We start from the raw sequence: 25,907 nt of genomic DNA, 5'->3' as shown, positions 1-25,907 counted from the left end.
CGCGGACATTCGGCTTACCCCGGCGGCTTGTTCGGGTACCGCTCCGAGTCGGCATCCTGCCTCCCGTCGCTCTGCCTGCGTCCTGCAGGCAGCCCCGGCCCGCCAGGCACGCCTCAACGATTTAGAGGCCACACCCCACACCCGCCTGTAATATCTCAGCAAAAATCAAAGAAAACAAACAACGCACAAATCCCCCAGCCACACCTGACAACACAAAAAACCCCGCTACTTGCAGCGAGGCCTGCTCGCGTAAGACCGGTGAACCGCAGAAAGGAAGACAAGGTTATTCCGCCCGGACGGCGGAATAAGGCGAACCGAGGCATGGATGCCGAGTCGAGCCGGCCGCAGGCTGACTGCCCGGAGGTGAACGCAGTGCGCAGCACCGGTCGCCCGCGAAAACGGGGATTGCAAAGGGGGCGAGCCCCCTTTAGCCCGTTCACAGGCTGTGAAGCCACATTAGCCACATCACTTCAGGTGAACGGAAACAACTACACTGCAAGTGAACGAAAATACCCACACCCGGTGAGCGTACTACACTGCACCGGTCGCCCGCGAAAACGGGGATTGCAAAGGGGGCGAGCCCCCTTAGCCCGTTCACAGGCTGTGAAGCCACATTAGCCATATCACTTCAGGTGAACGGAACTTTCACCACACTGACACAGTGAAAAGTGACCAGAAATAACCAACCAGGCGAACGCCCCCACCACCAACTACAAATCCGCCAGCGTCGCCACCATCACCGCTTTAATGGTATGCATCCGGTTTTCAGCCTGGTCAAACACAATACTATTCGCAGACTCAAACACCTCATCTGTCACTTCCATGCCGCCCACCAGACCATATTCCTCAGCCATCTGCTTACCTGTAGTCGTCTGGTCATCATGAAACGCAGGCAGGCAGTGCAGGAATTTCACATCCGGGTTGCCGCTCAACGCCAGCATCTGCGCATTCACCTGGTAAGGTTTTAACAGCGCAATACGTTCAGCCCATTTATCTTTGGCTTCGCCCATCGACAACCACACATCGGTATAAATGAAGTCTGCACCTTTCACACCACTGGCAATATCTTCTGTCAGGGTAATATTCCCACCATTAGCTTTTGCCAGTGCCAGGCACTCGGTTACCAGTTGTTCGTCTGGCCAGCAGGCTTTAGGGGCCACCAGGCGCAGGTCCAGCCCGGTTAATGCCGCGGCTTCCAGCATGGAATTCCCCATGTTATTGCGGGCATCTCCGGCATACACCAGTGCCATCTGGTTAAATACTTTACCAGGCAGGTGCTCCTGCATCGTCAGTAAATCAGCCATCAGCTGCGTGGGGTGAAATTCATTGGTCAGGCCGTTCCACACGGGAACACCTGCGTATTGGGCCAGTGTTTCGACAATTTCCTGGCCGTGGCCACGATACTGAATGCCATCGTACATGCGGCCCAGCACCCGGGCGGTATCTTTAATGGATTCTTTATGGCCAATTTGGCTGCCACTCGGGCCAATCCAGGTTACGCGGGCGCCCTGGTCGTATGCGGCAACTTCGAAAGAGCACCGGGTGCGCGTGGAGTCTTTTTCGAAGATGAGCGCGATGTTTTTTCCCTGCAGGTGCTGTGCTTCTGTGCCGTTTTTCTTGTCGTGTTTTAATTTTGCGGCCAGGGCCAGTAGTTCGTGTAATTGGCTGGGGGTGAAGTCGAGCAATTTCAGAAAGTGTTTCTTATAGAACCAGGACATTTTTGCCTCACATGGTCAAAACCACTAGTTGAATTAAAATTCACTTTATATGTATGAATATTCATTTTCAACCCCGAGGGCAGAAATCTTTGCACATGAGAGTGGAGGCAAGGCCCCGGCTGTGGGAGAATAGCGCCGTATGCCAACTTACGGAGGCTCTCTTATGGCAAACCCTGAACTGCTGGACGAACAACGCGAAGAAACGCGTTTGGTTATTGAAGAATTACTGGAAGATGGCAGCGACCCGGATGCGCTGTACACCATTGAACACCACCTGTCCGCAGATGACTTTGAGAGTCTGGAGAAAGTGGCTGTGGAAGCCTTTAAACTGGGTTATGAAGTAACCGACCCGGAAGAACTGGAACTGGATGGCGGCGAAGTGGTTATTTGCTGCGATGCTATCAGTGAATGTGCTTTAAACGCTGAGCTTATCGACACCCAGGTTGAACAGTTAATGGATCTGGCTGAAAAATTCGAAGTGGAATATGACGGCTGGGGAACTTACTACGAAGACCCGAATGGCGAAGACGGCGACGGCGACGATGACGATTACGTGGATGAAGACGACGACGGCGTCCGCCACTGATTCATGATAAAGCGGCGGGGTAACCCGCCGTATTAAGCCTGGAACCGTTAGATGACTTACCCCGAAATTCTTGCCCCCGTATTACAATTTCTCCACTGCGCCACACCCGAAGCCTGGTTACAAGAAGCCCGTAAACCAGAAAATTTACCGTTGCTGCTGACCGACCACATGGTGTGCGAGCTGAAAGCTGCACAAACCGCCATGTTGCTGATTCGCAAGTATGTGGCCGATTCACAAGGTGCGGCGATGCTGCTTGAGTGGCTGCAGCCTTACGAAGCGTTTACTTTCCGCGAAGGCCCCGAGCCCGATTTTATCGCGTTGCATAAACAGATCAGTAAAAGCGCCATGCCACAAACCAGTTCCCCCTGGGAGCAGGCACTTATCGACCGCATGGTGTTACTTATCAAAGAAGAATTACACCACTTCTGGCAGGTAAGGGAAGCCATGGTGGCGCGGGGTATCCCGTATGTGAAAATAACGGCCAGCCGCTATGCTAAAGGGTTACTGCGTAGTATCCGTACTCACGAGCCAGTGATGCTGGTAGATAAATTGATTTGTGGCGCTTACATAGAAGCGCGTTCCTGCGAACGTTTTGCCGCACTGGCTCCCTGGCTGGACGGTGACCTGCAAAAATTTTATGTCTCTTTGCTGCGTTCGGAAGCCCGCCACTACCAGGATTACCTGGCACTTGCCCAACAAATATCAGGGGATGATATTCAGGCTCGCGTACAGGAAATTGGCGAAGCCGAGGCCGCATTGATACAGTCGGAAGATACTGAATTCCGTTTTCATAGTGGCGTACCGGTCAGCAGGGTTTAATTGAGTATCACAGTATTTTCAGCATACGTACTTCGCAATCGACATGGCCGGTGCAGCCCATTGCATGCTCAATATGTTTAAAGCCCAGGCGCTCATATAACCCAATAGCCTGTGTCAGTGAACTTGTTGTTTCCAAATAACACTGGTGGTAACCCTGCTGTTGCGCAAATTCCAGCGCCTGGATCGCCAGTTTTTTTGCCAGCCCTTTCCCGCGCGCGACAGGCAGAAAATACATTTTCTGTAATTCACAGGTATCGCTGGCGCCACCAGCCAGCGGTGCCAGCCCACCACCACCAACAACGCGCCCCTGGTGCTCAACAACCCAGTAGATATGCCCTGGCTGGCTGTATAGCTGATATAGTGCATCCAGATTAGGGTCTGCAACGGTATAGCCTTTATCCGCTGTTAACCCATATTCGGCAGATACCTGACGAATAACATTTGCGATAGCCGGGTTATCTTCTGCGGTTATTTCACGTGATATGAACTCTTCACTGCTCATTATTTTCTCTTAAGAATTGTCTGAATTATTTTGGCTATTAATTAATATCAGCCCTGCTAATAACATTAGTTGGTGCGAATGACAACCCCGTTAATCCAGGTATATTTCTTTTTGTAAATACACTTTACAATAAAAAGGCCTGAATGCACACAGAGAAAATATATCTTCTTAACTCATTGTTTTTATTTAAATTTTAACTAAGGATTGTTATGTCAGACGTAAATGACGGGATGGTAAACAGCCCGGCTCGTGCTATGTCCTTCAAAGGTACGGGCGGTGAATTTTTTGTTATCTGGCTGGTAAACGCTATTCTGACCACCATTACTCTTGGGTTGTTCCTCCCCTGGGCCTTTGTTCGTTCACGCCGTTATTTCTATGAAAACACAGAATTAGCCGGTAAAAAATTTGCTTATCATGCAACGGGCAAATCTATTCTGGTCGGCTGGCTGTGTATCGCCGTGTTATATGGCATTTTCCTGGTGAATATCGCCCATAACAATGCTGTATTGTCATTGATTATGATGCTGTTGTTTATACTGTTTTCCCCATGGTTGATCATGCAGGGCCTGCGTTATCAGGCCATGATGACCACACTGAATGGTGTGCGTTTTAACTTCCGCACCAACCCGTTGCGCGCCTGGTGGGTGATGCTGGGTCAGCCATTGCTGATCTCGCTGGCTATTGTGGTTATTTCAAGCATCATTGTGAGTATTATGAGCTCATCAATGAGTGCCGGTATCATCATTGCTGGCTCTATATTAGTGATTGTTGTTTCAATGGTTGGCATTGCTCTAATGCAAGGGCTTTATATTTCACAGTGGGGCAAATTACTGATTAATAATTTGCAGTACGGCAATGTGAAATTTGATGTAAGTCTTGAGACTAAGAAATGCACGATGATTGTTCTGAAGGCAATCGCGTTGTTTATTCCTTTCATGATCGTTGCCGGATATTTTATTGTTGCCCCCATGATGCGACTGGTGATGTATGCTGGTGCTGCACAAGATGCAATTTTGATGGCTGTAATGCAGTCGGCTGGTTCAATGTTACTGGGGTATATCCTCTATATGCTGGGCATCCTGGTGTGCTATTGCTACGGCTATGTGGCAATACGTAACTATATCTATAGCCAGGCGAGCCTGCATAACGGCGCTATCCGTTTTCGTTCTACTGCACGTGTTGGTGCGTTTGTTTGGCTGGTTGTCAGTAATCTGTTTGTGTGCAGCATTACTGCGTTTCTGGCTTACCCATGGGCGCGAGTTCGTGCAACACGTTATTTGCTGGAAAACACCCATGTAGAAGGGGATTTGGACCAGTTACCAGTGGAAGACCACAATGATAAGCCTGCGGCTGACCCGGCGAATTTGCTGGCACGTGGGTTGTCAGTGATGCAGTTTGTATTTTGATTAAAGGGGGCTTTGCCCCCTTTTTTACTTCAGTACCTGCTGGAATGCTCTGTTCAGGTGAGTGAAGAGATCTCATGTTGTTTATTTCACTGTGGGTATCGTTCACGCCAGATATGCAGCAGGGGCAATATAAGGCTGTGGGCAGTTAACAGAGGATTTAATAACCATTACGTAGCCGTGAAGTGAGGCCCCTGATGCGTCGTATTAACCCATTGTATATTTTTAGAAAAGCCCCCCTCCAGAAGAGTTTCAATGGATAGAAACTTCAAGCGCTATTGTGAATGCCGTTGAGTATCTACCAGAACAATCGCTGCGTGACGTGTTTACCCCTGTCTCATGGAACATTCTGCGACGAAAGACTGGAGCCAGTGCGTACCAATCCGGAGGCAATCCGGGAAAGATAGCAGCACAGGAACTGATGCTTGGTGAGTTAGTTGCAATAACTGCACATATGAATGGCTGGTCACCGTTTAATGCTTTTTTTATCGATGAGCAAGGGCTTAAGAAATTAACTTAGTTGGTAAACGAAACCATTTCAGCCCTGTCTCCAGATGCCATAGGAACAAAGCATACGCTTCCCGAAGTGACCGGGGTCGTTGGCAGATAAACATGGTTCTGATCAGGCAAGACGGTGTATTGAAGCGCAGAAGGGTGAGGATATCGCCATAATAAGGAGCCGAATATGAAGAAATGGACGGCCTGGCTAATTATGCTGTTCTTTGTCTTAACTGTTCAAGGGTGCAAAAAAGAGATAAATCTCGAACCTCAGGATTATTTTGAAGGGGCTCAGCTGGCAATTGCGCGGGATATTTATGATGGTAATTTACCTGCGCTTGAAAAAAAACTGGCAGGTGTGGATAAATCAATATTGAATCAGAAAGCTAAAGCTGAAATGACATTGCTTTTTTGGGCTTTGTCAAATTCTATTGGCGATAAAACGACCCCAGAAAGATTACAGATAGTTACCGCACTGGTCAAAGCAGGCGCAGACCCGTTGCTGCCTCAGGGGAATATGGATGGCAGCCCGGCTGAGTTTGTGATGAAAGGTGAACGTTCGGTCTGGCTTAAGGCTATTCTGGACGGGGGGTTATCACCGAACGCAAGAGATGAAACGCACAACGAACCCATTATATTTCAAAGCGTATGGGCTAAGAATACGGAGACATTAAAGTTAATGTTGGATTATGGGGCAGACATAGATATCCGAAATTCATTACAACAAACAGTGCTAATGGCTGCTTTTTTTAGTTCATCATTCGAACATATGGAACTTTTGATAAATCGTGGTGCTAATCCTAATCCTGTTGATATAAATAATCTGTCTTTATTGCAATTGGTTAAAATGAAAGTACAAGATACCAAAGAAAGCTCTGAATATAATGTTAAGTGCAGGAAGATACTATCGATGCTGTATCAGCATGGTGCTGCTGAATCTCAATAAAGTTATGGTGCTTAGTCTGCGGCTGGCCCGGCATCCCTGCCTCGGTTCGCCTTATTCCGCCGTCCGGGCGGAATAACCTTGTCTTCCTTTCTGCGGTTCACCGGTCTTACGCGACACAACCCTCGCTGCAAGTAGCGGTGATTTTTGTGCTGTGTGGTGTGGCTGTATGTTATGTGCCCGGGTTCATCTTCTTTCCCTGACTCAAAACAAAAACCACAGGCATAAAAAAACCGGGGCAGGGCCCCGGTTGGTGTCTTGCCGCATAACAACTTACAGCGCGGCGATAACAGCCTGTTGCTCAATAAGTTTCGCTTTAGATTCAGCGTAACCGGTCAGTTTCTCACGCTCTTTAGCAACTACAGCTTCAGGCGCGCGGGCAACAAAGCCTTCGTTAGAGAGCTTGCTCTCAATACGGGCAATTTCACCGTCGATTTTCGCTACTTCTTTTGCCAGGCGATCCAGCTCAGCGGCTTTATCGATAAGGCCAGCCATTGGGATCAGCAGCTCTGCACCGTCGATAATTTTGGTCACGGAAACCGGGCCTTTATCATCGGCTGGCAGCACCGTAATGCTTTCCAGGCGAGCCAGCGTTTGCAGGAAGTTGCGGTTGGCATTTACACGGGCAACCACAGCTTCGCTGGCGTTACGCAGCAATACTTCCAGCGGTTTACCCGGTGCAATGTTCATTTCTGCACGGATATTACGCACGGCGGTTATTGCCTGTTTCAGCCACTCGGTATCGGCCAGAGCTGCTTCATCAACCAGTGTGCTGTCGAACGCCGGGATCGGCTGCAGCATAATGGTATCGGCAGTGATGCCTTTCAGCACTTTCACACGCTGCCAGATAGTTTCCGTAATAAACGGAATAATCGGGTGCGCCAGGCGCAGCAGTGCTTCCAGCACGGTGACCAGAGTATTACGGGTACCGCGCAATTCGGCTTCGTTGCCACCGTTCATTACCGGCTTGGTCAGCTCCAGGTACCAGTCACAGAACTGGTTCCAGGTGAACTCATACAGAATATTGGCGGCGATATCGAAACGGTAGTTATCCAGCGCTTCGCGGTAGGCTTTCACCGTTTGGTTGAATTCCGCAAGGATCCAGCGGTCTGCCAGTGACAGCACTTTCTCGCCACCGTTAAAGCCGCAATCCTGCTCTTCAGTGTTCATCAGCACAAAGCGGCTGGCGTTCCACAGCTTGTTACAGAAGTTACGGTAACCTTCCAGGCGCTTCATATCCCAGTTGATATCACGACCAGTAGATGCCAGTGCTGCCAGGGTGAAACGCAGTGCATCGGTGCCATGCGGTTCAATACCGTTCGGGAACTGTTTCTCGGTGCGCTTGCGGATTTTCTCTGCCAGTTGCGGCTGCATCATGTTGCCGGTACGTTTTTCCAGCAAGGCTTCCAGCGAAATGCCGTCCACCATATCCAGCGGGTCAATCACGTTACCTTTGGACTTGGACATTTTCTGCCCTTCGTCATCACGGATAAGCCCGGTCATGTATACAGTGTGGAACGGCACCTGCGATTTACCGTCTTCATCTTTAATGAAGTGCATGGTCATCATGATCATGCGCGCAATCCAGAAGAAGATGATATCGAAGCCGCTCACCATCACGGTGGATGGGTGGAACGCTTTCAGTGCTTCGGTATTTTCCGGCCAGCCCAGGGTGGAGAACGTCCACAGCGCAGAGGAGAACCAGGTATCCAGCACGTCTTCGTCCTGGTTCAGGGCGATGTCTGCCGGGATGTTATTTTCCTGGCGCACTTCGTCTTCGGTGCGGCCAACATACACATTACCCTGTGCGTCGTACCATGCCGGAATACGGTGGCCCCACCACAACTGGCGGGAAATACACCAGTCCTGAATGTCGCGCATCCAGGAGAAATACATGTTTTCGTATTGTTTCGGAACGAACTGGATATCGCCGTTCTCTACGGCTTCAATCGCCGGTTTCGCCAGCGGAGCAACCCGCACATACCACTGGTCAGTCAGCATTGGTTCAATAACCACGCCGCCACGGTCGCCGTAAGGCACAGTCAGGTCGTGAGGCTTGATTTCAACCAGCAGGCCAGCGGCATCAATTGCGGCCACAATGGCTTTACGTGCAGCGAAACGCTCCAGTTTTTGGTATTCAGCCGGAATATCGCTGCTGTAAACGGTGGATTCAACACCATTGGTATCGAACACCTGAGCGCTTTCACGGATATCGCCGTCAAAGGTCAGAATGTTGATCATCGGCAACTGGTGGCGTTTACCCACTTCGTAGTCATTGAAATCGTGCGCCGGGGTGATTTTCACGCAACCGGTGCCTTTTTCCATATCGGCGTGTTCATCGCCCACCACCGGAATACGGCGGTTAACCAGCGGCAGCACAACATATTTGCCGATCAGGTCTTTATAACGCGGGTCTTCCGGGTTTACCGCAACACCGGTATCGCCCAGCAGTGTTTCCGGACGGGTGGTGGCAACAACCAGGTAATCTTTGCCGTCTGCGGTTTTCGCGCCGTCGGCCAGCGGGTAGCGGATATGCCACATAGAGCCTTTAGACTCGCGGTTTTCCACTTCCAGGTCGGAAATCGCGGTACGCAGTTTCGGGTCCCAGTTGACCAGGCGCTTACCACGATAAATCAAATCTTCTTTATACAGGCGGACAAACACTTCTTTCACCGCGTTGGACAGGCCGTCGTCCATGGTGAAGCGCTCGCGCTCCCAGTCTACAGAGTTGCCCAGGCGGCGCATCTGGCGGGTAATGGTGCCGCCGGATTCAGCTTTCCACTGCCAAATTTTTTCGATGAAGGCATCGCGGCCGTAATCGTGGCGTGTTTTCCCTTCTTCGGCAGCAATTTTGCGCTCGACCACCATTTGCGTGGCGATACCGGCGTGGTCGGTCCCCACCTGCCACAGCGTATTTTTACCCTGCATGCGCTGGTAGCGGATCATGGTGTCCATGATGGTCTGCTGGAAGGCGTGACCCATATGCAAACTGCCGGTGACATTCGGCGGTGGGATCATGATGCAGAAGCTTTCCTGGCTGTTATCGCCATTGGGTTTAAAGTAGCCCTGCTGTTCCCAGTGCTCGTAAAGCGGCTGTTCGATATCTTGTGGGTTATATGTCTTTTCCATTTCTGCTATATCGTTCCGGGCACCGTGGGGGTGGCCGTGGTCAAGTGGAAACCAGCCGTGCGATACGCTTTATAGCGTTCACGCGCCAGTTGTTTCTGGGATTCTTCGTAAGGAACGAAGTCTATCACTTCATGGAAAGCGGTGGCAAAATCTGCGAACCCGGGCAGCAGGCTGATAAGAATATCGCGGGGTGCGCTGCCACGGCGTTGCGGCCAGGCCAGCTCAACCGGCGCACCAAAACGCGGGCCTTCACCGGCCAGGTTATGGGGCACAAAATGGTGGGGTTCGCGCTGCCATAGCGCTTCATCTAACCGGATAGCCTGTTGTTCGTCTTCACAGGCAACCAGCACACGCTTGCCTTCCCGCCAACGTTCTGCCGCCAGTTCGCACACCAGCGCTTCGACGGCGCTTAGCGGGCCTGCCGGGGTATCGTTATCCAGAAGATAGAACGTTGCGTTTTTCATGATTTCCGGGTGTTGTCAGTGACTGTTCACTCACGCCGGGCTCCTGGTTTGAGCACCGGTTTCCCCGGGGTGAGTATGGCGCCTTCAAGGCGGTGCCAGCCTGTTGGCAAGCGAGCCGGGGCGAATACGGGCGCATACGCCGCCAGGCGGTCAGCAAGCATACCACGATGGGGGCCTGTTGTGCACGGGTAAGCCCGCACCTGGCAGGCCTTCCCCTAAAATACTCGCCCCTGCCGTGAAAGCAGGGGACGGAGGTTACTCTTCGTTGCCAAGGCCTGCACGGTTGAGCAGGAACTGCGCCAGCATCGCCACCGGGCGGCCAGTGGCACCTTTCGCTTTCCCGGAACGCCAGGCTGTACCGGCAATGTCCAGGTGCGCCCAGTTATATTTACGGGCAAAGCGCGACAGGAAGCAGGCAGCGGTAATTGCTCCGCCTGGGCGCCCACCAATGTTTGCCATATCGGCAAAATTGGAATCCAACTGGTCCTGGTACTCATCGCCCATTGGCAGGCGCCATGCGCGGTCGCCAGATTGCTCAGACGCCCCAAGCAGCTCGTGAGCCAGCGGGTTATGGTTGGACATCAGCCCGGTGAGGTGGTGGCCAAGGGCAATCACGCACGCCCCGGTGAGCGTGGCGATATCCACCACGACATCTGGCTCGAAGCGTTCAACGTAGGTCAGCACATCGCACAGCACCAGGCGGCCTTCGGCATCGGTATTCAGCACTTCAACTGTTTGGCCAGACATCGTGGTGAGCACATCGCCCGGGCGGTAAGCACGCCCGCCAGGCATGTTTTCACAACCGGCCAGCACGCCAATCACGTTGATGGGCAGTTGCAGCTCCGCCACCATGCGCATTACACCGTAGACCGAAGCCGCGCCGCACATGTCGTACTTCATTTCGTCCATGCCTTCGGCAGGCTTAATGGAGATACCGCCGGAGTCAAACGTCAGGCCTTTACCCACCAGAACCACCGGGCGGGCATCAGCAGACGGGTCGCCTTTATATTCAATAACCGACATCAGGGATTCGTTCTGGGAACCCTGGCCGACAGCCAGGTAGGAATTCATCCCCAGCTCTTTCATTTGTTGCTCGCCAATCACCCGGGTGACCACATTTTTACTGTAAGCATCTGCCAGTTGGCGCGCCTGAGACGCCAGGTAAGCGGCGTTACAGATATTCGGCGGCATGTTGCCGAGGTCTTTGGCGGCTTTAATCCCTGCCGCAATGGCCAGACCATGCTGGATTGCGCGCTCGCCACTGGTGAGTTCCCGGCGGGTTGGCACGTTAAACACCATTTTGCGCAGCGGGCGACGTGGCTCGGTTTTGTTGGTTTTTAACTGGTCGAAACTGTAAAGGGTTTCTTTCGCGGTCTCGACAGCCTGGCGCACTTTCCAGTACGTACTGCGGCTTTTCACGTGCAGCTCGGTCAGGAAACAGACGGCTTCCATCGAACCCGTATCATTCAGGGTGTTAATGGTTTTCTGAATTACCTGTTTGTACTGGCGCTCATCCAGTTCACGCTCTTTACCGCAGCCAATCAGCAGGATGCGCTCAGAGAGCACATTCGGGACGTGATGCAGTAATAAGGTTTGCCCAGGCTTCCCTTCCAGTTCACCGCGCCGTAACAAAGCGCTGATATAACCGTCGCTGATTTTATCGAGTTGTTCTGCGATTGGGGACAGGCGGCGCGGTTCGAATACACCCACGACGATACAGGCGCTCCGCTGTTTCTCCGGGCTACCGCTTTTTACACTGAACTCCATGCACTACGCTCCTGAATCTTAAAGACAACAGCGGCTTGTACGGATAGAATTGAAAACTTTCGTAACTCGCACTCCGCTGTTGCGGTGACTTCGTGTTAATCTTAACGGACGTTTTACTGGTTTCCGCTCGTCACTTATCAGGTCGCGAAACCTGAGGCCGACAGATTATTTAATCTTAGCGGTGTTTTCGACGACTCAAGAGAATAAATGACGTATAAGCGATGAAACAAGCAATTTTCCTGCAAAAAGACTCGTTTTCACAGGCGTATTTAATGTGATAATCATAAGATATCTTGTACGGGAGACACTCAAAAGCCAGTTGGCGATTCTGTTCATCCTGTTACTTATCTTCTTCTGTCAGAAGCTGGTCAGGATACTGGGCGCAGCGGTTGACGGTGAAATCCCCACGAATTTAGTGCTCTCTTTATTAGGGCTGGGCGTGCCTGAAATGGCGCAATTAATATTGCCTCTCAGTCTTTTCCTGGGCCTGTTAATGACCTTCGGCAGGTTGTACACCGAGAGTGAAATAACGGTAATGCACGCATGCGGGCTGAGTAAATCAGTGCTGATTAAAGCGGCAGGCGTGCTGATGTTACTGACTGGTGCTGTTGCTGCGGTGAATGTGATGTGGGCGGGGCCCTGGTCATCACGCCACCAGGATGAAGTGCTGGCGGAAGCAAAAGCCAACCCGGGCATGGCGGCGCTGGCTGCCGGGCAGTTCCAGCAGTCTTCCGATGGTAACTCGGTGCTGTTTATTGAAAGTGTTAACGGCAGCAAATTCCACGATGTGTTCCTTGCGCAGCTGCGCCCGAAAGGCAATGCCCGCCCCTCTGTTGTAGTGGCGGATTCCGGCAAAATGGCGCAGCGCCCGGATGGCTCCCAGGTGGTCACACTGAACAAAGGCACACGCTTTGAAGGTACAGCGTTGCTGCGTGATTTCCGGATTACGGATTTCCAGGACTACAAAGCGATTATTGGCCACCAGGTAGTGGCGCTGGACCCGAACGACACAGACCAAATGGACATGCGCACTTTGTGGAACACGCATACGCCTTCAGCCCGTGCGGAGCTGAACTGGCGTATTACCCTGGTGCTGGCGGTCGCAATTATGGCGCTGATGGTGGTGCCGCTCAGTGCGGTGAACCCACGCCAGGGCCGGGTGTTATCCATGCTGCCTGCCATGTTGCTTTACCTGGTGTTCTTCTTGCTGCAAACCTCTATTCGTTCTAATGGGGCGAAAGGTAAGCTGGACCCGGCCATGTGGATGTGGATTGTTAATGCACTGTACCTGGCGCTGGCCGTGGGCCTGAACCTGTGGGATACCGTGCCCATGCGTAAACTGCGTGCGCAGTTTGTTAAGAAAGGAGCGGTCTGATGGCAGGGTTTGGCGTTCTTGACCGCTATATTGGCAAGACCATCTTCAACACCATTATGATGACGCTGTTTATGCTGGTCTCGCTTTCCGGCATTATCAAGTTTGTCGATCAGTTGAAAAAGGCCGGTGAGGGCGGTTATACCGCTGCAGGCGCCGGGCTGTATACCGTTCTCAGTGTTCCTAAAGACATCCAGATTTTCTTCCCCATGGCGGCACTGCTTGGCGCGCTGTTGGGGCTGGGGATGCTGGCACAACGCAGTGAACTGGTGGTGATGCAGGCTTCCGGTTTTACCCGCATGCAGGTGGCGGCTTCGGTTATGAAAACCGCCATTCCACTGGTGTTGTTAACCATGGCGATTGGCGAGTGGGTTGCCCCGCAGGGTGAGCAAATGGCGCGCAACTACCGGGCGCAAATGATGTACGGTGGTTCTCTGCTTTCCACTCAGCAAGGTTTGTGGGCGAAAGACGGTAACAGTTTTGTGTTTATCCAGCGGGTAAAAGGCAACAACGAGCTGGAGAATATCAGCATTTATCGCTTCAACAAAGAACGCCGCCTGCTTTCAGTAGAGAACGCGGCTTCGGCGAAGTTTGATAAAGACGCAAAAGTGTGGAAGCTTTCGCAGATTGATGAATCTGACTTATCCAGCCCCACACAGATTACCGGTTCGCAAAAAGTGAACGGTACCTGGAAAACGACACTCACTCCGGACAAACTGGGCGTGGTGGCGCTGGACCCGGATGCCCTGTCGATTAGCGGCCTGTATAACTACGTGAAGTACCTGAAATCCAGCGGGCAGGACCCAAGTAAATACCAGCTTAATATGTGGAGCAAGGTATTCCAGCCGGTTTCTGTGGCGGTAATGATGCTGATGGCGTTGTCGTTTATTTTCGGCCCGCTGCGCAGTGTGCCAATGGGCGTGCGCGTGGTAACCGGCATCAGTTGTGGCTTTGTGTTCTATGTGCTGGACCAGATTTTTGGCCCGCTGAGCCTGGTGTACCACATTCCGCCAATTATGGGCGCACTCCTGCCCAGCGCATCTTTCCTGCTAATCAGCCTGTGGTTGCTGGTTAAACGCAGTTAGCTGCGCTAACGGTAGTTGTGATGTTCAGCAAAACCCGCTCTGTGTAGCGGGTTTTTTGTTGGGTTTTTTGCCCCACAGAGATCCCCCCGTATTTCCCCCTGAAATGTGACCCCTGGCCGGTTTAGCTGCTGCCTTGCGCATCTTTTGACCATTCGCAAATGCCGATGAGGACAATACTTAAAGCAGGAAAGCTTACAGGCAACATTAACGGAAGATGGAGGGACAGCATGGGTGAAGCAGAACTGATGGCGTTAAAGAATTTTGATTTTCTGGCACGCAGTTTTGCCCGCATGCGGGCGCAAGGGCTTAAGGTGGATGTGGAAGCGATCACCGGCAATATGACGGATGCCCAGCGAGTATGGTTTTGTGAACGGTTCCGGCGTTACTGCGAACAGGCGCAGTGCGCACGGGAACAGGAAAAGAAACTGGCGGCACAACAGAGCCGCACGGTTCAGGGAAGTAGTGAACTGGAAGAAGAAAGTGCCTGAAAGTGGCAAGTGAGCAAGCAGCAACTGAAAAACGGCCAGTGCACAGTGCGTGCCTGGCCGTTATTTATTCCTATTAAGCCGTTATCAGAAATCTGCCTGCAACACCACGCGGTAACGGGCCTTGCCGTCCCGCACATGCTGCAGTGCATCGTTAATTTTCGACATCGGGAACAGCTCGGTTTGCGGGGAAACATGCGCCCGGGCTGCCAGTTTCATTAACTGGCGCAGCTCAAACGGCGAACCGGTGGCAGAACCTGAAACACTGCGGTCACCGGCAATCAGAGTGAATGCCTGCACCGGGAACGGCTTCATTACCGCGCCAACGGTATGGAAGTTTCCGCCCCAGGCCAGCGCCTGGAAGTAGGGCTGCCAGTCCAGATCCACATTCACGGTATTGATGATTAAATCAAACTGGCCTGCCAGTGCGGTAAGTGCCTGTGGATCGCGGCTGTTCACCACTTTATCTGCACCCATTTTCAGCACTTCCTGCTCTTTAGACGGGTTCGAACTGAATGCGGTCACTTCACAACCCATGGCGCGCAGCAGTTTAATGGCAATGTGACCCAGCCCACCAATCCCAATCACGCCTACACGGCTGTTGGCGGTGATATGGTGCATCAGCAGCGGTTTAAATACAGTAATGCCGCCGCACAGCAACGGGCCTGCCGCCGCGACATCCATGGATTCCGGCAACGGGATTGTCCACTGCCAGTCTGCGCGAATTTTGTTGGCGAAACCGCCTTTGTTCAAAATGGTGGGCACACTGCCTTGCTGGCAGTTTACCTGGTTGCCACTGATGCAGGCATCGCAGTGGCCGCAACTGCGTGCTGTCCAGCCGATACCCACGCGCTGGCCCACTTTCAGGCCTTTATCTTGTGCTGCGCTACCCAGCGCACTGACCCGGCCAATGACTTCGTGCCCGGCAACCAGTGGGTAGCTGGACATGCCCCATTCGTTATCGATCATCGACAAGTCAGAGTGGCAAATACCACAATATTCTACGTCCACTTCGACATCTTCCGCGGCAAGTTCCCCGGCATCGAACTCATACAGTTCCAGTTCTGCACCGGCCTGCGGCGCAGCATAGCTTTTAATGATTGTCATGTTGGTTCCCTGATTTGAGGACTGACTTGAAGTGTAGAACATCTTACCGCACGCAGCCCGGGCATTAACCAGAACCGCAAGCGTTTGATGTAACAAGATATGCTGGCGGAAGTGGGCGGGAAAAGCCAGCGCCAGGAATCTGATAGTGGTGGGGGCGGCGGTGGGGGGTGTTCACGGTAAGGTAATGATTGGGTTGGCGGTTTTTTCAGCATACGGCAGCAAGACGTAGGGATAAGCCTTGCGCCATGAATGGGAACAGGTATAATCCTTCACGTTTTCCGCATACCCTTCAGTGCCGAAGTGGCGAAATCGGTAGACGCAGTTGATTCAAAATCAACCGTAGAAATACGTGCCGGTTCGAGTCCGGCCTTCGGCACCATCGGAACATCAATAGACGTCAACGGACGTCTTTTTTTGTGCCTGAAATCCAGTATCTGCAAGGCTTTCCTCGCTTTTACACTCAACCTAAGTCAACCTGATTCAATCTACATCAACTTACTGAAGTGGGTACATCTGCGGGTATATCGTGGTTCGATTATGTTTGTACCCACACAGAACCCTTGAAAGGATACTCATCATGGCTCTGAGTGATGTGAAGGTTCGTTCGGCTAAGCCTGAAGCAAAAGCCTATAAACTTACTGACGGTGAAGGCATGGTTTTGCTGGTTCACCCTAACGGTTCCAAATATTGGCGGCTTCGTTATCGCTTCGGCGGTAAGGAGAAGATGCTGGCGCTTGGGAAATACCCTGAAGTTTCGCTGGCGGATGCCAGGGCACGCAGAGATGAAGCGCGTAAGCTATTAGCGAATGGCGTCGATCCCAGTGAGAACAAGAAAGCCGTAAAGGTAGAGCAGGAGCAAGAGGCGATAACGTTTGAAGTGGTAGCCAGAGAATGGCACGCCAGCAATCAGAAGTGGTCTGCATCGCATAGCGCTCGTGTATTGAAAAGCCTCGAAGATAATCTCTTTGCTGCCATCGGTAAGCGGAACATTGCGGAACTGAAGACGCGGGATCTGCTTGTCCCCATCAAAGCCGTCGAGTCATCCGGGCGGCTCGAAGTTGCCGCCCGTTTACAGCAGCGTACTACCGCGATTATGCGCTTTGCCGTTCAGAGTGGTTTAATCGACTACAATCCTGCGCAAGAGATTGCCGGTGCGGTTGCTACGGCGAAAAGACAGCATCGTGCGGCTTTGGAGCTTAATCGTATTCCTGAATTACTTCATCGCATTGATCACTATTCCGGAAGACCATTAACCCGACTTGCTGTCGAACTTACCTTGTTAGTCTTTATCCGCTCAAGCGAGCTGCGCTTTGCCCGCTGGTCAGAAGTGGATTTTAAAACGGCCATGTGGACGATTCCGGGAGAGCGTGAGCCGCTGGAAAGTGTTAAACATTCTCAGCGAGGTTCGAAGATGCGGACACCTCACCTTGTTCCTTTGTCGCGGCAAGCCTTAACTATTCTGGAAAAGATTAAAAGCATGAATGGGAATCGAGAGCTGATTTTCGTAGGCGATCACGATCCCCGTAAACCCATGAGTGAGAACACGGTGAACAAGGCTTTGCGAGTTATGGGCTATGACACGAAAACGGAAGTCTGTGGGCATGGTTTCAGGACGATGGCGTGTAGTTCACTTATTGAATCAGGATTGTGGTCGAGGGATGCAGTGGAGCGGCAGATGAGCCATCAGGAGCGTAGCTCTGTTAGGGCTGCCTACATCCATAAAGCGGAACATCTGGGGGAGCGCAGGTTGATGCTGCAGTGGTGGGCGGATTATCTTGATGCGAATCGCAATGAGGCCACATCACCTTATCTCTATGCAAAGATTAATGAACCCTTATCTTGATTGAATATAAACAGCCATTCAGTTATTTATCAATGAAATGGCTGTTTATACCCGTGTTGTGCGCTGTATCGTCAACGGCATTACGACTGCCAGGCAACCTTTCTCCTTAAAGGCGGAATTCAACATATTTTTATAATACTCTTTTTTGATGACTTCGCTGCGCCGGAGGCCATGTGTAACGTGGTTTAGAGTAAGTAATGTTGATGATCTACCCCGAGATAGATTCTTCTAGCCATTAATTTAAATTTATAACTGTTGGCTAACAACGCTGAACGGTTCTCTGCCAACGGCGGAGATAATCGGCTAGGTGTTGAAGGTATCATATTCTTCCAGCAACCAAGTGGATTTGCCGACATTGCAGCTCGTGCTTGTTAAGCCCATCAAAAAATTAATCGCTTGAACGCGGCTATTGGATTGGATTTTATACTGTCTATTTATCATTCAACTGAAATACATAAACCATGTTAACTATGTGGCTTTTATGCTTGTTCTTCAGCGCAGTCACGGTATGATTTAACAATTCGCCCTTCAGTTTATGCTATATGACTTTGCTATAAGTAAGCAATTTGGGGAAGCATGATTAGCTATTAATATCTTGAAATAGCTAATCAAAAGTCAACTTACTCCGGTGATATAAGACTGATATGTAACCAATATTTTATTTGTTGTGGTCGCTTCGGAAGGTAGTCGAAATCGTTAGTAAAAAAACATCAATGTTGAGGCGAAAAATAGTTGGCAGCTACTTTGATCAGGCGATGAAGAGATGTGCGTTCATGTTGTTGTTCGTCAGGGACGGTTCACCATTTATCGGAAAGGTGACTGCCCTATCACAGTGTGTGCTCAAATAGTAAACACGTTGTAGATATGGCCTATCCTGCACGGTTTTAAGACCCTGTCATTTGCTGCCGTAGTTGAAGTTGAAAAACACGCTCGGGAAAGTTAAGCAGACGCTAAGCAATGCACTACAGGAAGGTTTGTCCCCCTGAGTCCCGTCTTGCCAAGAGCATCTCTGAAAAGTGCCTCGAAAATATGATGAATATTTATCGAAGACGTTTTTGGCGTGGGAGTATGGATTACGGGTTTTGACGTTGAGCGTTTGGCTGAGTGGTTGCAGGTGCATTTATATTAAGGGGAAGAAGAATGAGAAAAAACTGGACTATAAAGGAAGATTGTAAGCTGCTTACCTTGGTACGTCAGCACTTTTCCGCGTTGGTCAGCCATAACCGGCTGAATGCCACAATGCCATTTAGCCAGCAGCTTCACGATGCATTTGACTCACCTGATCGCGATGCCGCAGCATTGTTGTATCGACTCGAACAGGCAAAAATCCTGGGATTTGCCAGCCGTCCTGGAGGCGATCCCACTAAACAGCTGTTTCGCTGTCTGATAAACAATGATTTGGCGCTATACGATTACAGCCTCACCTTTCCCACTCTCAGAAAAGCATTGCATCCAGATACCGTTGCAGCAGCACTAAACCACTTCACGAATAGCAATCCACACGAATCACTGTCCAATACTATCAATGAAATTGCAAAAGCCTTGCATCTTTCCTCCATGCAGATAGAAAAGCTTCTGATCGACAGTGGCCAAATAACCATCAATAGTTACCGTAAGTGTGAGCGTGTTGGAGAGATAACTATCAATAATAATCTGCAGGATCTCATCTCCAGGCAAATTCCTGACATAACGCTGGTTGAAGATATTAACGCTTGCCGCGCCCAAGTTTCTCAACTTTACCACGTGCATGAACGTGATGGCGCGGAGGTCATCTTCAGTTCCGATGGCACGGGGTTCGGCAAAAGTTATGGCGTAATTCAAGGGTATGTCGAATATCTGGAGTGTTTCGCCAAAAAACAAAAGTCAGATGATCTGTTTCCCGAAGGTGGCTTTACCAACCTGCTGTTCATGTCGCCGCAAAAATCACAAATCGACCTGGATAGCAGCCAGAAAGACAAAATTCTGGCTTCTGGCGGCGAATTCATTTGCGTTCTCTCTCGTAAGGATATTGCCGATCTCGACTTTATGGACTGGGCCACGGGCCTGAAAAATCGCGACCGCTATATTCAGTGGTACGAAGGGGCGAAAGGTAGCAAATATATTGGCAGCGCAATGCGTTCGCTCAATTACCATGTCTCACAAATTGATCGCTGTGAAGAGCAGTTAAAAAAGCTGACAACATACGGTTCTCAGGATACCAACTACGAAAGAGAAATTCTTGAAGAGCAGCTAAAAAACTGTCGTCATAGTATCCGCAATACGATTGAGTCAGCCTGTAAATTACTATTTGGACCAGATAGTGAAAAAGCTTCCATTAAAGAGTACATTCGTCGCGGGCTCCAGGCGCGCCAAGAGCGAATGCAACACGCGGAGACAGCACGAAAACCAAGCAAGTCTGAACTAAGCGTACACGAAGTCTACTTCGAGCTTATCAAACAGGTATTGCCTTTCGAAGTTTGCCAGTACCGCCCGTCGGTGCTATTAATGACTACAAATAAGTTCGACACATCAACTTACCGACTGGCGCCTCGTCAGCGAGGTGAAGGTGTGCATTTTGAGTCCGTAGGTTTCGATTTGCTGATTGGCGGCAAGCTGGCTCCCAAAGATCCACAGATCAGCACCGTTGCGGCAGCTGGCCATACCGGGCAGGTTGCTTATCTTCGTGATGAACACTTCAGACGTAATCCAGACTGCCCTTTTCGCCAGAAAAATATTCGATTTACGGTAATCATTGATGAACTACATGAAGCCTACACCCGTCTTGAAGAAACATGCCATGTAAAGCTAATCACACAGGAAAATAATCTGGCGCATGTTATCTCTGTCGCGGGACGTATTCACAATGCGGTACTCAGCCTGGAGCGCCGGAAAAAGCCCAAAGAAGCGCAAACGACCTTTGAGCAAGAGATGGTCAAATTCATCACCATCCTTCGAGACCTACTGGCGAAAAAGTGCGAATTATCACCCGGTACGACGCTGGGCTCGATCCTGGAGATGTTTCGCGACCAGTTAGGAGCATTCGAAGTTAACGGCGACGCCGCCGAACGCATCATTTCCATTACCCGGAATGTGTTCAGCTTTAACCCCAAAATGTACGTTAATGAAGAGGGGCTGAAACGCATTCGTATGCGCAACAGCGAAGGCGACATAACGCGCACCGAGCTATATTACGAAGTCGAAAATGATGCCAGCGACACCAATCCCACCCTGCACGATCTGTTCCAATTGGTCTCCGTCATCCTCGCCGCCTGTTCTGATATCACCAACCGACACTTTAAGCGCTGGGTAAAAAATGGTGGCCAGGATAACTCCAGCAGCCAGAATACACCTTTGGGCCAATTTGTTGACGCAGCCAATAATGTAGCTGGAGTGGTGCGACATATCTTCGATCGCACCACCGATAAAAACCTGTTGATTGATCATTTCTACACTTATCTGCAACCCAAAACCGTATTCACGATGACGCCGATAGTTGAACTCAATTACGTGAACAGTGGAGCCGAGCGTACAATTATTCTGGCGTTTGAGATGGATCTGGTACAAGAGTTGCCTGAAGCCATGCTGCTACGTTTATTAACGGGCACGCACAATAAAGTGATTGGACTTAGCGCCACCAGTGGTTTTAGCCACACCAAAAACGGTAACTTCAATCGTCACTTCCTGGAGCGCTATAGCCGTGACCTTGGCTATCGAGTCATTGAACGTAAAAAAACAGATATCGATACGCTTAGAGCACTACGCGCGTTGAGAGCCAGTATCCGCAACGTCGACTTCAGGGTGTTCGATGATAAGCAGTTAAAATTGACCGATATCTACCAAAATTGTGAGATCTATCGCAGGACGTATGACAACTTTTTCGACGCGCTGAAGAAACCGCTGGAGTACGACCTGAAAAATACCTATAAACGGCGTCAGTACCAGCGGGAACTTGAAGCGTTATTGCTTGCCGCCTACGAGGGTAAAAACAGCCTGATTTTGTCCCTTTCAGGGACATTTAAGCGGGCCTTTATCAGCGCCTGGCGCACTCATCAATCAGCCTGGCGTCAGCAGTACGGTATGCACTCCCGGTGCGATGAAAAAACGGATAACGATAAGAAACATGACCAGATCCTGACCTTTACCCCATTCAAAGGGCGTCACACCGTCCATTTGGTCTTTTTTGATTCACCACTGGCTAATGTCGAAGATATTAGGCAAGAAACCTATCTCCAGAACAGCAATACCGTACTGGTATTTATGAGCAGCTACAAAAGTGCAGGCACCGGCCTCAACTACTTTGTTAAATACCATGACGGCGATATTAATGATATCAATGCACCGCGTCTGGATGTCGATTTTGAGCGCTTAGTGCTCATCAACTCCTCGTTTTACAGCGAAGTAAAGGACAACAGCGGCAACCTTAATACATTACCTAACTACGTTACCGTGCTTAAACACTACGCTGATGACGATATTACCGTCCACAAGCTGGCCGATTTCAACGTTAATTTCGCCCACGGCGAAAACTATCGCCTGTTAATGGCCGAACATGATATGAGCTTATTCAAAGTCGTCGTGCAGGCCGTAGGGCGAGTCGAGCGTCGCGACACTCTATTGAAAACAGAAATCTTTTTACCCCGCGATGTGTTCCGTAATGTTGCATTCCAGTTCGCCGCTCTCAGTGAAGATAGCGGTAACGAGGTAGTATCAGAAAGCATGTCCTTGCTTAACCACCGCCTAATGGAGGAGTGCGAAAAGCTGAGTCAGAACCAGTCATTTAGTGATGCAGAACAGCGGTATGCGTTTGAACAGGCTATCGTAGAAAATGGTCGCCGCATCGATGCTGTTCATAAGCGAGTCCTGAAAACCGACTGGATAAATCAGGTACGCGCCGGCAACCTTGAATATCTCGAATTGTGTAATTTATTCCGCGCTTCTGACTCCTTTACCGATCCCATGCGTTGGCTGGAAAAACTTCAGGCTAATTCCTTGTATGCCGCCAATCGGCAAATGCAATCAATCCACCACGCCCTGTTTATCGACCGCCATCAGGGCAACCAAACTATTTTACTTTGCCACAAACGCGGCCCGGATGGACTTGTCCACAGAGATTATTCCGCCCTGTCGGATTTCGCTGGCGGCGCAAGAGAGTACCGGCCTGAGCTCACCCTCTTTCCGCAGTATAGAAACGATGTCGATTTTACCCCCGGCAACCTGGTCGGCGAGTTGATTCGTGAATGTGACAACATCCAGGAAACGGCATTCAAAAAATGGGTACCCAACCCCAGGCTAGTTCCGTTGCTCAAAGGCAATGTCGGTGAATATCTCTTCGATAAAGTGCTAAAAAGCTATGGCGTTACCCCACTTTCTGATCAACAGGTGTTTGAACGCCTTGAACCGCTAGTATATGAGTTTTTTGACCGCTTTATTGAAGTGGGTAACGACCTGCTCTGCATCGACGTTAAACGCTGGGCGACGCAGTTGGATGATTTAACGCGGGCAGAAGAAACGCTTGAGAAAAGCAACAACAAGATTCGCCAGATCCGTAATATCACCAGCCAAAAGGCGGATACAGAGGGGCAGAAACAGCTTCAGGCTGTGCTGTCAGGCCGTTACGAACGCATTCGATTTGTCTATCTGAACGTCGCCTACAGCCAGAACCCCAATAATCTGATGTGGCAAGATAACGTGGATCACACGATCCACTACCTTAACCTGTTGCAAACCGACTACCAGTACTATCAGCCCAAAAATCGAGAGAGCGGACGAGCTCAGGAAAACTCGAAACTGAGCATGACATTGGACATTAACCCAATGTTACTAACCTTGCTGGGTGTAGAAAAGTTGCCGACTAAAGGAAAAGTCTCATGATCCCTAATTTGAATGAACTGACGGATACTCCGATTGCCCGAACCAATTTGATCAAGCTTGAAGAAGATCAGCTGACGACCATCCAGCGTCTATTGGCCCCTATATCTAATATCTATACGATAGACTTTATGGTTCAGCGCTTTACTAAAGAGCGAAAAGAAAAATCCGCTGATTACTATGCGCGAATTCATCAGGAGGTAAAATCTTGCGTGCGGCAGAAGCTTGGGCTGGAAGCCGGGCAGGAGGTAAAATATGAACTGCATTGCTTACCAAATTACCATCACGTCTTTTTTTTCCTGGCGCCTGCAACTAACCCGAACAGTCAGGCTCACAGGACGTTGGCAGAACGTATTGAAACGCTTTGTCAGCAACTCACCGCTGAAAATCATGACCTATCTCGCCTGATTCAGGGATTATTTAGCCTGCATTTGAAAATGGTAATGCTGGAAAAAGCCAGTGAGCGCTTTTCGGTATCGCCGACTTACTTCAACTCAACGCTTTACCTTAACGCTCGTCTGAGTCAGCCCGTCACACAAAAAAAAGGCACCGGGGTGATGGAAGCCTTTGAGCTCGACATTTATGCCTCAGAATATAATGAACTCGCTTTTACCCTGCACAAACGAAAATTCTTGGTCGAACCGGCGGATGAGATGCACCTATCCTTGGACGATACCAGCGTGTGGTTTAGCATCGATAATCGTCGGCTTAAAGCTCGGCGCAAACTTGATGCCCGTGATAGCAAACTGGATTTTTTTCGTGAGCGCAGCGGTTATGGCGAATGCCAGGCCTATACCTATAACGTTGTCATGAATGCTGCCTGCGAGCGGCTCAGTGAACTAGAGATCCCCCATCAACCTATCCCATTTCAGGCTACACACGAGGTCAATCAGTTTGCTACCGACCTTGATCAACAGCTGGCTAATACGCTGTTGGTGGTTTATAACGGCGTCGAATTCAGCGTCACGCAAGAAGCTTATTTCTTTGATGCATTAGCCAACCAGTTCCCCGGGTATCAACTCTGGTCTCTGGCATCGCTTAAACATTCCCGACAAACCGGATTTGCTGAGCTGCCTGCTAATACATCTATTCTGGTACTCAATGCGGTAGAGGAAGAACGAAGCAACAGCATCCGGCAGCAAGAGAATGAATCTGTTGAGTACAATGATTTCTATTCAGCCTTTGCCGACGCCCGAAAACAACCTGAACTCAACTGGGATATTTATACCCAGCTTAAGTTAGATCGTTTGCAAGGGTGGCTAAATCAACAACCACTGCCTGTGGTTTTACAAGGAATGAACATTGATCGTAAGTTGCTGGATGCGATTGATTTTATTAATGAACAATTGATAAGCAACCCTGCTCAATACGAAATCGAACTTACGAAACCACACAGTCGTCTCAAGTCAGCAGTTACCTTATTGAAAAGTAAGGTACGCCGAACGAAAACTGAACTATGGTTCAAAGAGAGCTTACTCAATCAACATCACATTCCACTGCCAGACTTGGCGAACGGGCACTATACCGCCTATGCGGTACGCAAAACGAAAAGTAATATCCACCTGCTTGGGTATGTTGAACTAAAAATAGAGCACGGCCAACTTAGGGTGGTTGATACCGGGATCGTCGAAGGTGAATTCGAGTATCTATCTGTTGATCATCCAGCTCTGGGACGACTAAAGAAATTATTCGATAAAAGCTTCTATCTCTACGACCATACAGCAGATGTGCTGCTTACCACCTATAACAGCTCCCGCGTGCCGCGCCTGATTGGCCCGGCGCAATTTAATATCGTCGATTCATACGCTTATCAGGAACAAGAAAAAGCGCTGGCGGAGCGTCAAGGTGATAAATTTAACGGGTATACTATCACCCGCTCAGCAAAATTGGAGCAAAACGTACTGCCCTATCTGATATCACCGGGCCGCTCGAAATACGACTCGTTGACTAAAACTCAAAAGATGAAGCATCACCATATTTACCTGCAACCGCATGAGAATGGAGTGTTTGTTCTGGTAAGCGATGCTCAGCCTACAAATCCTACTATTGCACGGCCTAACCTGGTAGAAAATCTGCTGATATGGGATGCCCAAGGTAAGGCCGTAGATGTATTTAATCACCCGTTAACTGGTGCTTACCTCAATAGCTTCACCCTGGATATGCTAAGGAGCGGCGAAAGTAGTAAGAGTTCGATTTTTGCCAAGCTTTCACGATTGATGGTTGAGAACTAACACGGTCTATAACCTTCGTCCCTTAATCACGAATTCTCCCCCACCGACTCAGTGTGGGGGAGTTGACTCAGCTCACTTTTTAACTATCGTTGTTTGAAATTTATACGT

The 25,907-nt window shown here is 50.2% G+C and carries 18 protein-coding genes, 1 tRNA gene and 1 pseudogene; 12 read left to right on the top strand and 8 right to left on the bottom strand.

What is annotated here, in order from left to right:
- Window positions 1-710: 710 nt before the first annotated feature.
- Entirely contained in the window at window positions 711-1,718 is a 1,008-nt protein-coding gene (gene argF / locus DES37_RS24445; protein WP_110028193.1) for an ornithine carbamoyltransferase, read from the bottom strand.
- Window positions 1,688-1,783: a putative translational regulatory protein ArgL gene (gene argL, locus DES37_RS26225; protein ID WP_231889194.1), complete on the bottom strand. Its 96-nt coding sequence runs from the start codon at window positions 1,781-1,783 to the stop codon at window positions 1,688-1,690. The genes argF and argL overlap by 31 nt, the downstream gene beginning before the upstream one ends.
- Before the next feature lie 98 nt (window positions 1,784-1,881).
- On the opposite strand from argL, the gene rraB reads away from it, so the two are divergent.
- Window positions 1,882-2,304: a ribonuclease E inhibitor RraB gene (gene rraB / locus DES37_RS24440; RefSeq protein WP_110028192.1), complete on the top strand. Its 423-nt coding sequence runs from the start codon at window positions 1,882-1,884 to the stop codon at window positions 2,302-2,304.
- 51 nt (window positions 2,305-2,355) lie between these two features.
- The gene (gene miaE, locus DES37_RS24435) at window positions 2,356-3,123 is read left to right on the top strand and encodes a tRNA isopentenyl-2-thiomethyl-A-37 hydroxylase MiaE (RefSeq protein WP_110028191.1); all 768 of its coding nucleotides are present in this window, start codon (window positions 2,356-2,358) and stop codon (window positions 3,121-3,123) included.
- Window positions 3,124-3,130: 7 nt separating this feature from the next.
- Here miaE and DES37_RS24430 read toward each other — a convergent pair whose 3' ends face one another.
- Window positions 3,131-3,625: a GNAT family N-acetyltransferase gene (locus tag DES37_RS24430; RefSeq protein ID WP_036114676.1), complete on the bottom strand. Its 495-nt coding sequence runs from the start codon at window positions 3,623-3,625 to the stop codon at window positions 3,131-3,133.
- Between the two features lie 209 nt (window positions 3,626-3,834).
- Here DES37_RS24430 and DES37_RS24425 point away from each other — a divergent pair, with 209 nt between their 5' ends.
- The 3 genes and pseudogenes from DES37_RS24425 (at window position 3,835) to DES37_RS24420 (ending at window position 6,472) form a co-directional block, all read left to right on the top strand.
- Entirely contained in the window at window positions 3,835-5,031 is a 1,197-nt protein-coding gene (locus DES37_RS24425; protein WP_110028190.1) for a YjgN family protein, read from the top strand.
- Between the two features lie 250 nt (window positions 5,032-5,281).
- A pseudogene (locus tag DES37_RS26255) lies at window positions 5,282-5,548 on the top strand (DUF8093 domain-containing protein); the annotation flags it as partial.
- A gap of 165 nt (window positions 5,549-5,713) precedes the next feature.
- Entirely contained in the window at window positions 5,714-6,472 is a 759-nt protein-coding gene (locus DES37_RS24420; protein WP_245930182.1) for an ankyrin repeat domain-containing protein, read from the top strand.
- Window positions 6,473-6,742: 270 nt separating this feature from the next.
- Here DES37_RS24420 and DES37_RS24415 read toward each other — a convergent pair whose 3' ends face one another.
- The 4 genes from DES37_RS24415 to pepA all read right to left on the bottom strand — a co-directional run bounded on the left by DES37_RS24415 (window position 6,743) and on the right by pepA (window position 11,829).
- Window positions 6,743-9,598: a valine--tRNA ligase gene (locus DES37_RS24415; RefSeq protein WP_110028189.1), complete on the bottom strand. Its 2,856-nt coding sequence runs from the start codon at window positions 9,596-9,598 to the stop codon at window positions 6,743-6,745.
- A 5-nt stretch (window positions 9,599-9,603) separates the two neighbouring features.
- The gene (locus tag DES37_RS24410; RefSeq protein ID WP_036106843.1) at window positions 9,604-10,062 is read right to left on the bottom strand and encodes a DNA polymerase III subunit chi; all 459 of its coding nucleotides are present in this window, start codon (window positions 10,060-10,062) and stop codon (window positions 9,604-9,606) included.
- A 26-nt stretch (window positions 10,063-10,088) separates the two neighbouring features.
- Window positions 10,089-10,223, bottom strand: coding sequence for a hypothetical protein (locus DES37_RS26080; RefSeq protein ID WP_281271496.1), 135 nt, complete (start codon window positions 10,221-10,223; stop codon window positions 10,089-10,091).
- 94 nt (window positions 10,224-10,317) lie between these two features.
- Complete coding sequence (pepA, locus tag DES37_RS24405; RefSeq protein ID WP_036106840.1) at window positions 10,318-11,829, bottom strand: leucyl aminopeptidase; 1,512 nt, start codon at window positions 11,827-11,829, stop codon at window positions 10,318-10,320.
- Window positions 11,830-12,103: 274 nt separating this feature from the next.
- On the opposite strand from pepA, the gene lptF reads away from it, so the two are divergent.
- The 3 genes from lptF (at window position 12,104) to DES37_RS24385 (ending at window position 14,774) form a co-directional block, all read left to right on the top strand.
- On the top strand, window positions 12,104-13,204 hold the full coding sequence (lptF, locus tag DES37_RS24395; protein ID WP_110028188.1) for an LPS export ABC transporter permease LptF: 1,101 nt from the start codon (window positions 12,104-12,106) through the stop codon (window positions 13,202-13,204).
- Complete coding sequence (gene lptG / locus DES37_RS24390; protein ID WP_036106834.1) at window positions 13,204-14,286, top strand: LPS export ABC transporter permease LptG; 1,083 nt, start codon at window positions 13,204-13,206, stop codon at window positions 14,284-14,286. The genes lptF and lptG overlap by 1 nt, the downstream gene beginning before the upstream one ends.
- A gap of 227 nt (window positions 14,287-14,513) precedes the next feature.
- Window positions 14,514-14,774: a glycogen synthesis protein GlgS gene (locus tag DES37_RS24385; RefSeq protein WP_110028187.1), complete on the top strand. Its 261-nt coding sequence runs from the start codon at window positions 14,514-14,516 to the stop codon at window positions 14,772-14,774.
- Between the two features lie 84 nt (window positions 14,775-14,858).
- Here DES37_RS24385 and ahr read toward each other — a convergent pair whose 3' ends face one another.
- The gene (gene ahr / locus DES37_RS24380; RefSeq protein WP_036106830.1) at window positions 14,859-15,878 is read right to left on the bottom strand and encodes an NADPH-dependent aldehyde reductase Ahr; all 1,020 of its coding nucleotides are present in this window, start codon (window positions 15,876-15,878) and stop codon (window positions 14,859-14,861) included.
- Window positions 15,879-16,172: 294 nt separating this feature from the next.
- On the opposite strand from ahr, the gene DES37_RS24375 reads away from it, so the two are divergent.
- From DES37_RS24375 to DES37_RS25700, 4 genes are all read left to right on the top strand, one after another.
- Window positions 16,173-16,257 (top strand) — tRNA-Leu (locus DES37_RS24375).
- Window positions 16,258-16,455: 198 nt separating this feature from the next.
- A complete protein-coding gene (locus tag DES37_RS24370) occupies window positions 16,456-17,721 on the top strand; it encodes a tyrosine-type recombinase/integrase (RefSeq protein ID WP_110028186.1) in 1,266 nt (421 codons plus the stop codon).
- A 1,140-nt stretch (window positions 17,722-18,861) separates the two neighbouring features.
- A complete protein-coding gene (locus DES37_RS24365) occupies window positions 18,862-23,571 on the top strand; it encodes a hypothetical protein (protein WP_110028185.1) in 4,710 nt (1,569 codons plus the stop codon).
- The gene (locus DES37_RS25700) at window positions 23,568-25,799 is read left to right on the top strand and encodes a hypothetical protein (protein ID WP_080842397.1); all 2,232 of its coding nucleotides are present in this window, start codon (window positions 23,568-23,570) and stop codon (window positions 25,797-25,799) included. The genes DES37_RS24365 and DES37_RS25700 overlap by 4 nt, the downstream gene beginning before the upstream one ends.
- Window positions 25,800-25,907 lie beyond the last annotated feature (108 nt).

It is taken from the genome of Mangrovibacter plantisponsor, from assembly GCF_003182475.1.
GTDB classification, from domain to species: domain Bacteria; phylum Pseudomonadota; class Gammaproteobacteria; order Enterobacterales; family Enterobacteriaceae; genus Mangrovibacter; species Mangrovibacter plantisponsor.
Note: the sequence above shows the minus strand (reverse complement) of the source record. Positions and strands in the feature narration are given on the sequence as shown.

What these genes read in the sequence shown, in the direction of transcription:
- DES37_RS24430 (WP_036114676.1), bottom strand. Translation starts at nt 3,625, where the DNA reads ATGAGCAGTGAAGAGTTCATATCACGTGAAATAACCGCAGAAGATAAC.
- DES37_RS24410 (WP_036106843.1), bottom strand. Translation starts at nt 10,062, where the DNA reads ATGAAAAACGCAACGTTCTATCTTCTGGATAACGATACCCCGGCAGGC.
- DES37_RS24420 (WP_245930182.1), top strand. Translation starts at nt 5,714, where the DNA reads ATGAAGAAATGGACGGCCTGGCTAATTATGCTGTTCTTTGTCTTAACT.
- DES37_RS24365 (WP_110028185.1), top strand. Translation starts at nt 18,862, where the DNA reads ATGAGAAAAAACTGGACTATAAAGGAAGATTGTAAGCTGCTTACCTTG.
- DES37_RS24385 (WP_110028187.1), top strand. Translation starts at nt 14,514, where the DNA reads ATGGGTGAAGCAGAACTGATGGCGTTAAAGAATTTTGATTTTCTGGCA.
- DES37_RS24425 (WP_110028190.1), top strand. Translation starts at nt 3,835, where the DNA reads ATGTCAGACGTAAATGACGGGATGGTAAACAGCCCGGCTCGTGCTATG.
- pepA (WP_036106840.1), bottom strand. Translation starts at nt 11,829, where the DNA reads ATGGAGTTCAGTGTAAAAAGCGGTAGCCCGGAGAAACAGCGGAGCGCC.
- DES37_RS26080 (WP_281271496.1), bottom strand. Translation starts at nt 10,223, where the DNA reads ATGCTTGCTGACCGCCTGGCGGCGTATGCGCCCGTATTCGCCCCGGCT.
- DES37_RS24370 (WP_110028186.1), top strand. Translation starts at nt 16,456, where the DNA reads ATGGCTCTGAGTGATGTGAAGGTTCGTTCGGCTAAGCCTGAAGCAAAA.
- lptG (WP_036106834.1), top strand. Translation starts at nt 13,204, where the DNA reads ATGGCAGGGTTTGGCGTTCTTGACCGCTATATTGGCAAGACCATCTTC.
- rraB (WP_110028192.1), top strand. Translation starts at nt 1,882, where the DNA reads ATGGCAAACCCTGAACTGCTGGACGAACAACGCGAAGAAACGCGTTTG.
- argL (WP_231889194.1), bottom strand. Translation starts at nt 1,783, where the DNA reads ATGAATATTCATACATATAAAGTGAATTTTAATTCAACTAGTGGTTTT.
- argF (WP_110028193.1), bottom strand. Translation starts at nt 1,718, where the DNA reads ATGTCCTGGTTCTATAAGAAACACTTTCTGAAATTGCTCGACTTCACC.
- miaE (WP_110028191.1), top strand. Translation starts at nt 2,356, where the DNA reads ATGACTTACCCCGAAATTCTTGCCCCCGTATTACAATTTCTCCACTGC.
- DES37_RS24415 (WP_110028189.1), bottom strand. Translation starts at nt 9,598, where the DNA reads ATGGAAAAGACATATAACCCACAAGATATCGAACAGCCGCTTTACGAG.
- DES37_RS25700 (WP_080842397.1), top strand. Translation starts at nt 23,568, where the DNA reads ATGATCCCTAATTTGAATGAACTGACGGATACTCCGATTGCCCGAACC.
- ahr (WP_036106830.1), bottom strand. Translation starts at nt 15,878, where the DNA reads ATGACAATCATTAAAAGCTATGCTGCGCCGCAGGCCGGTGCAGAACTG.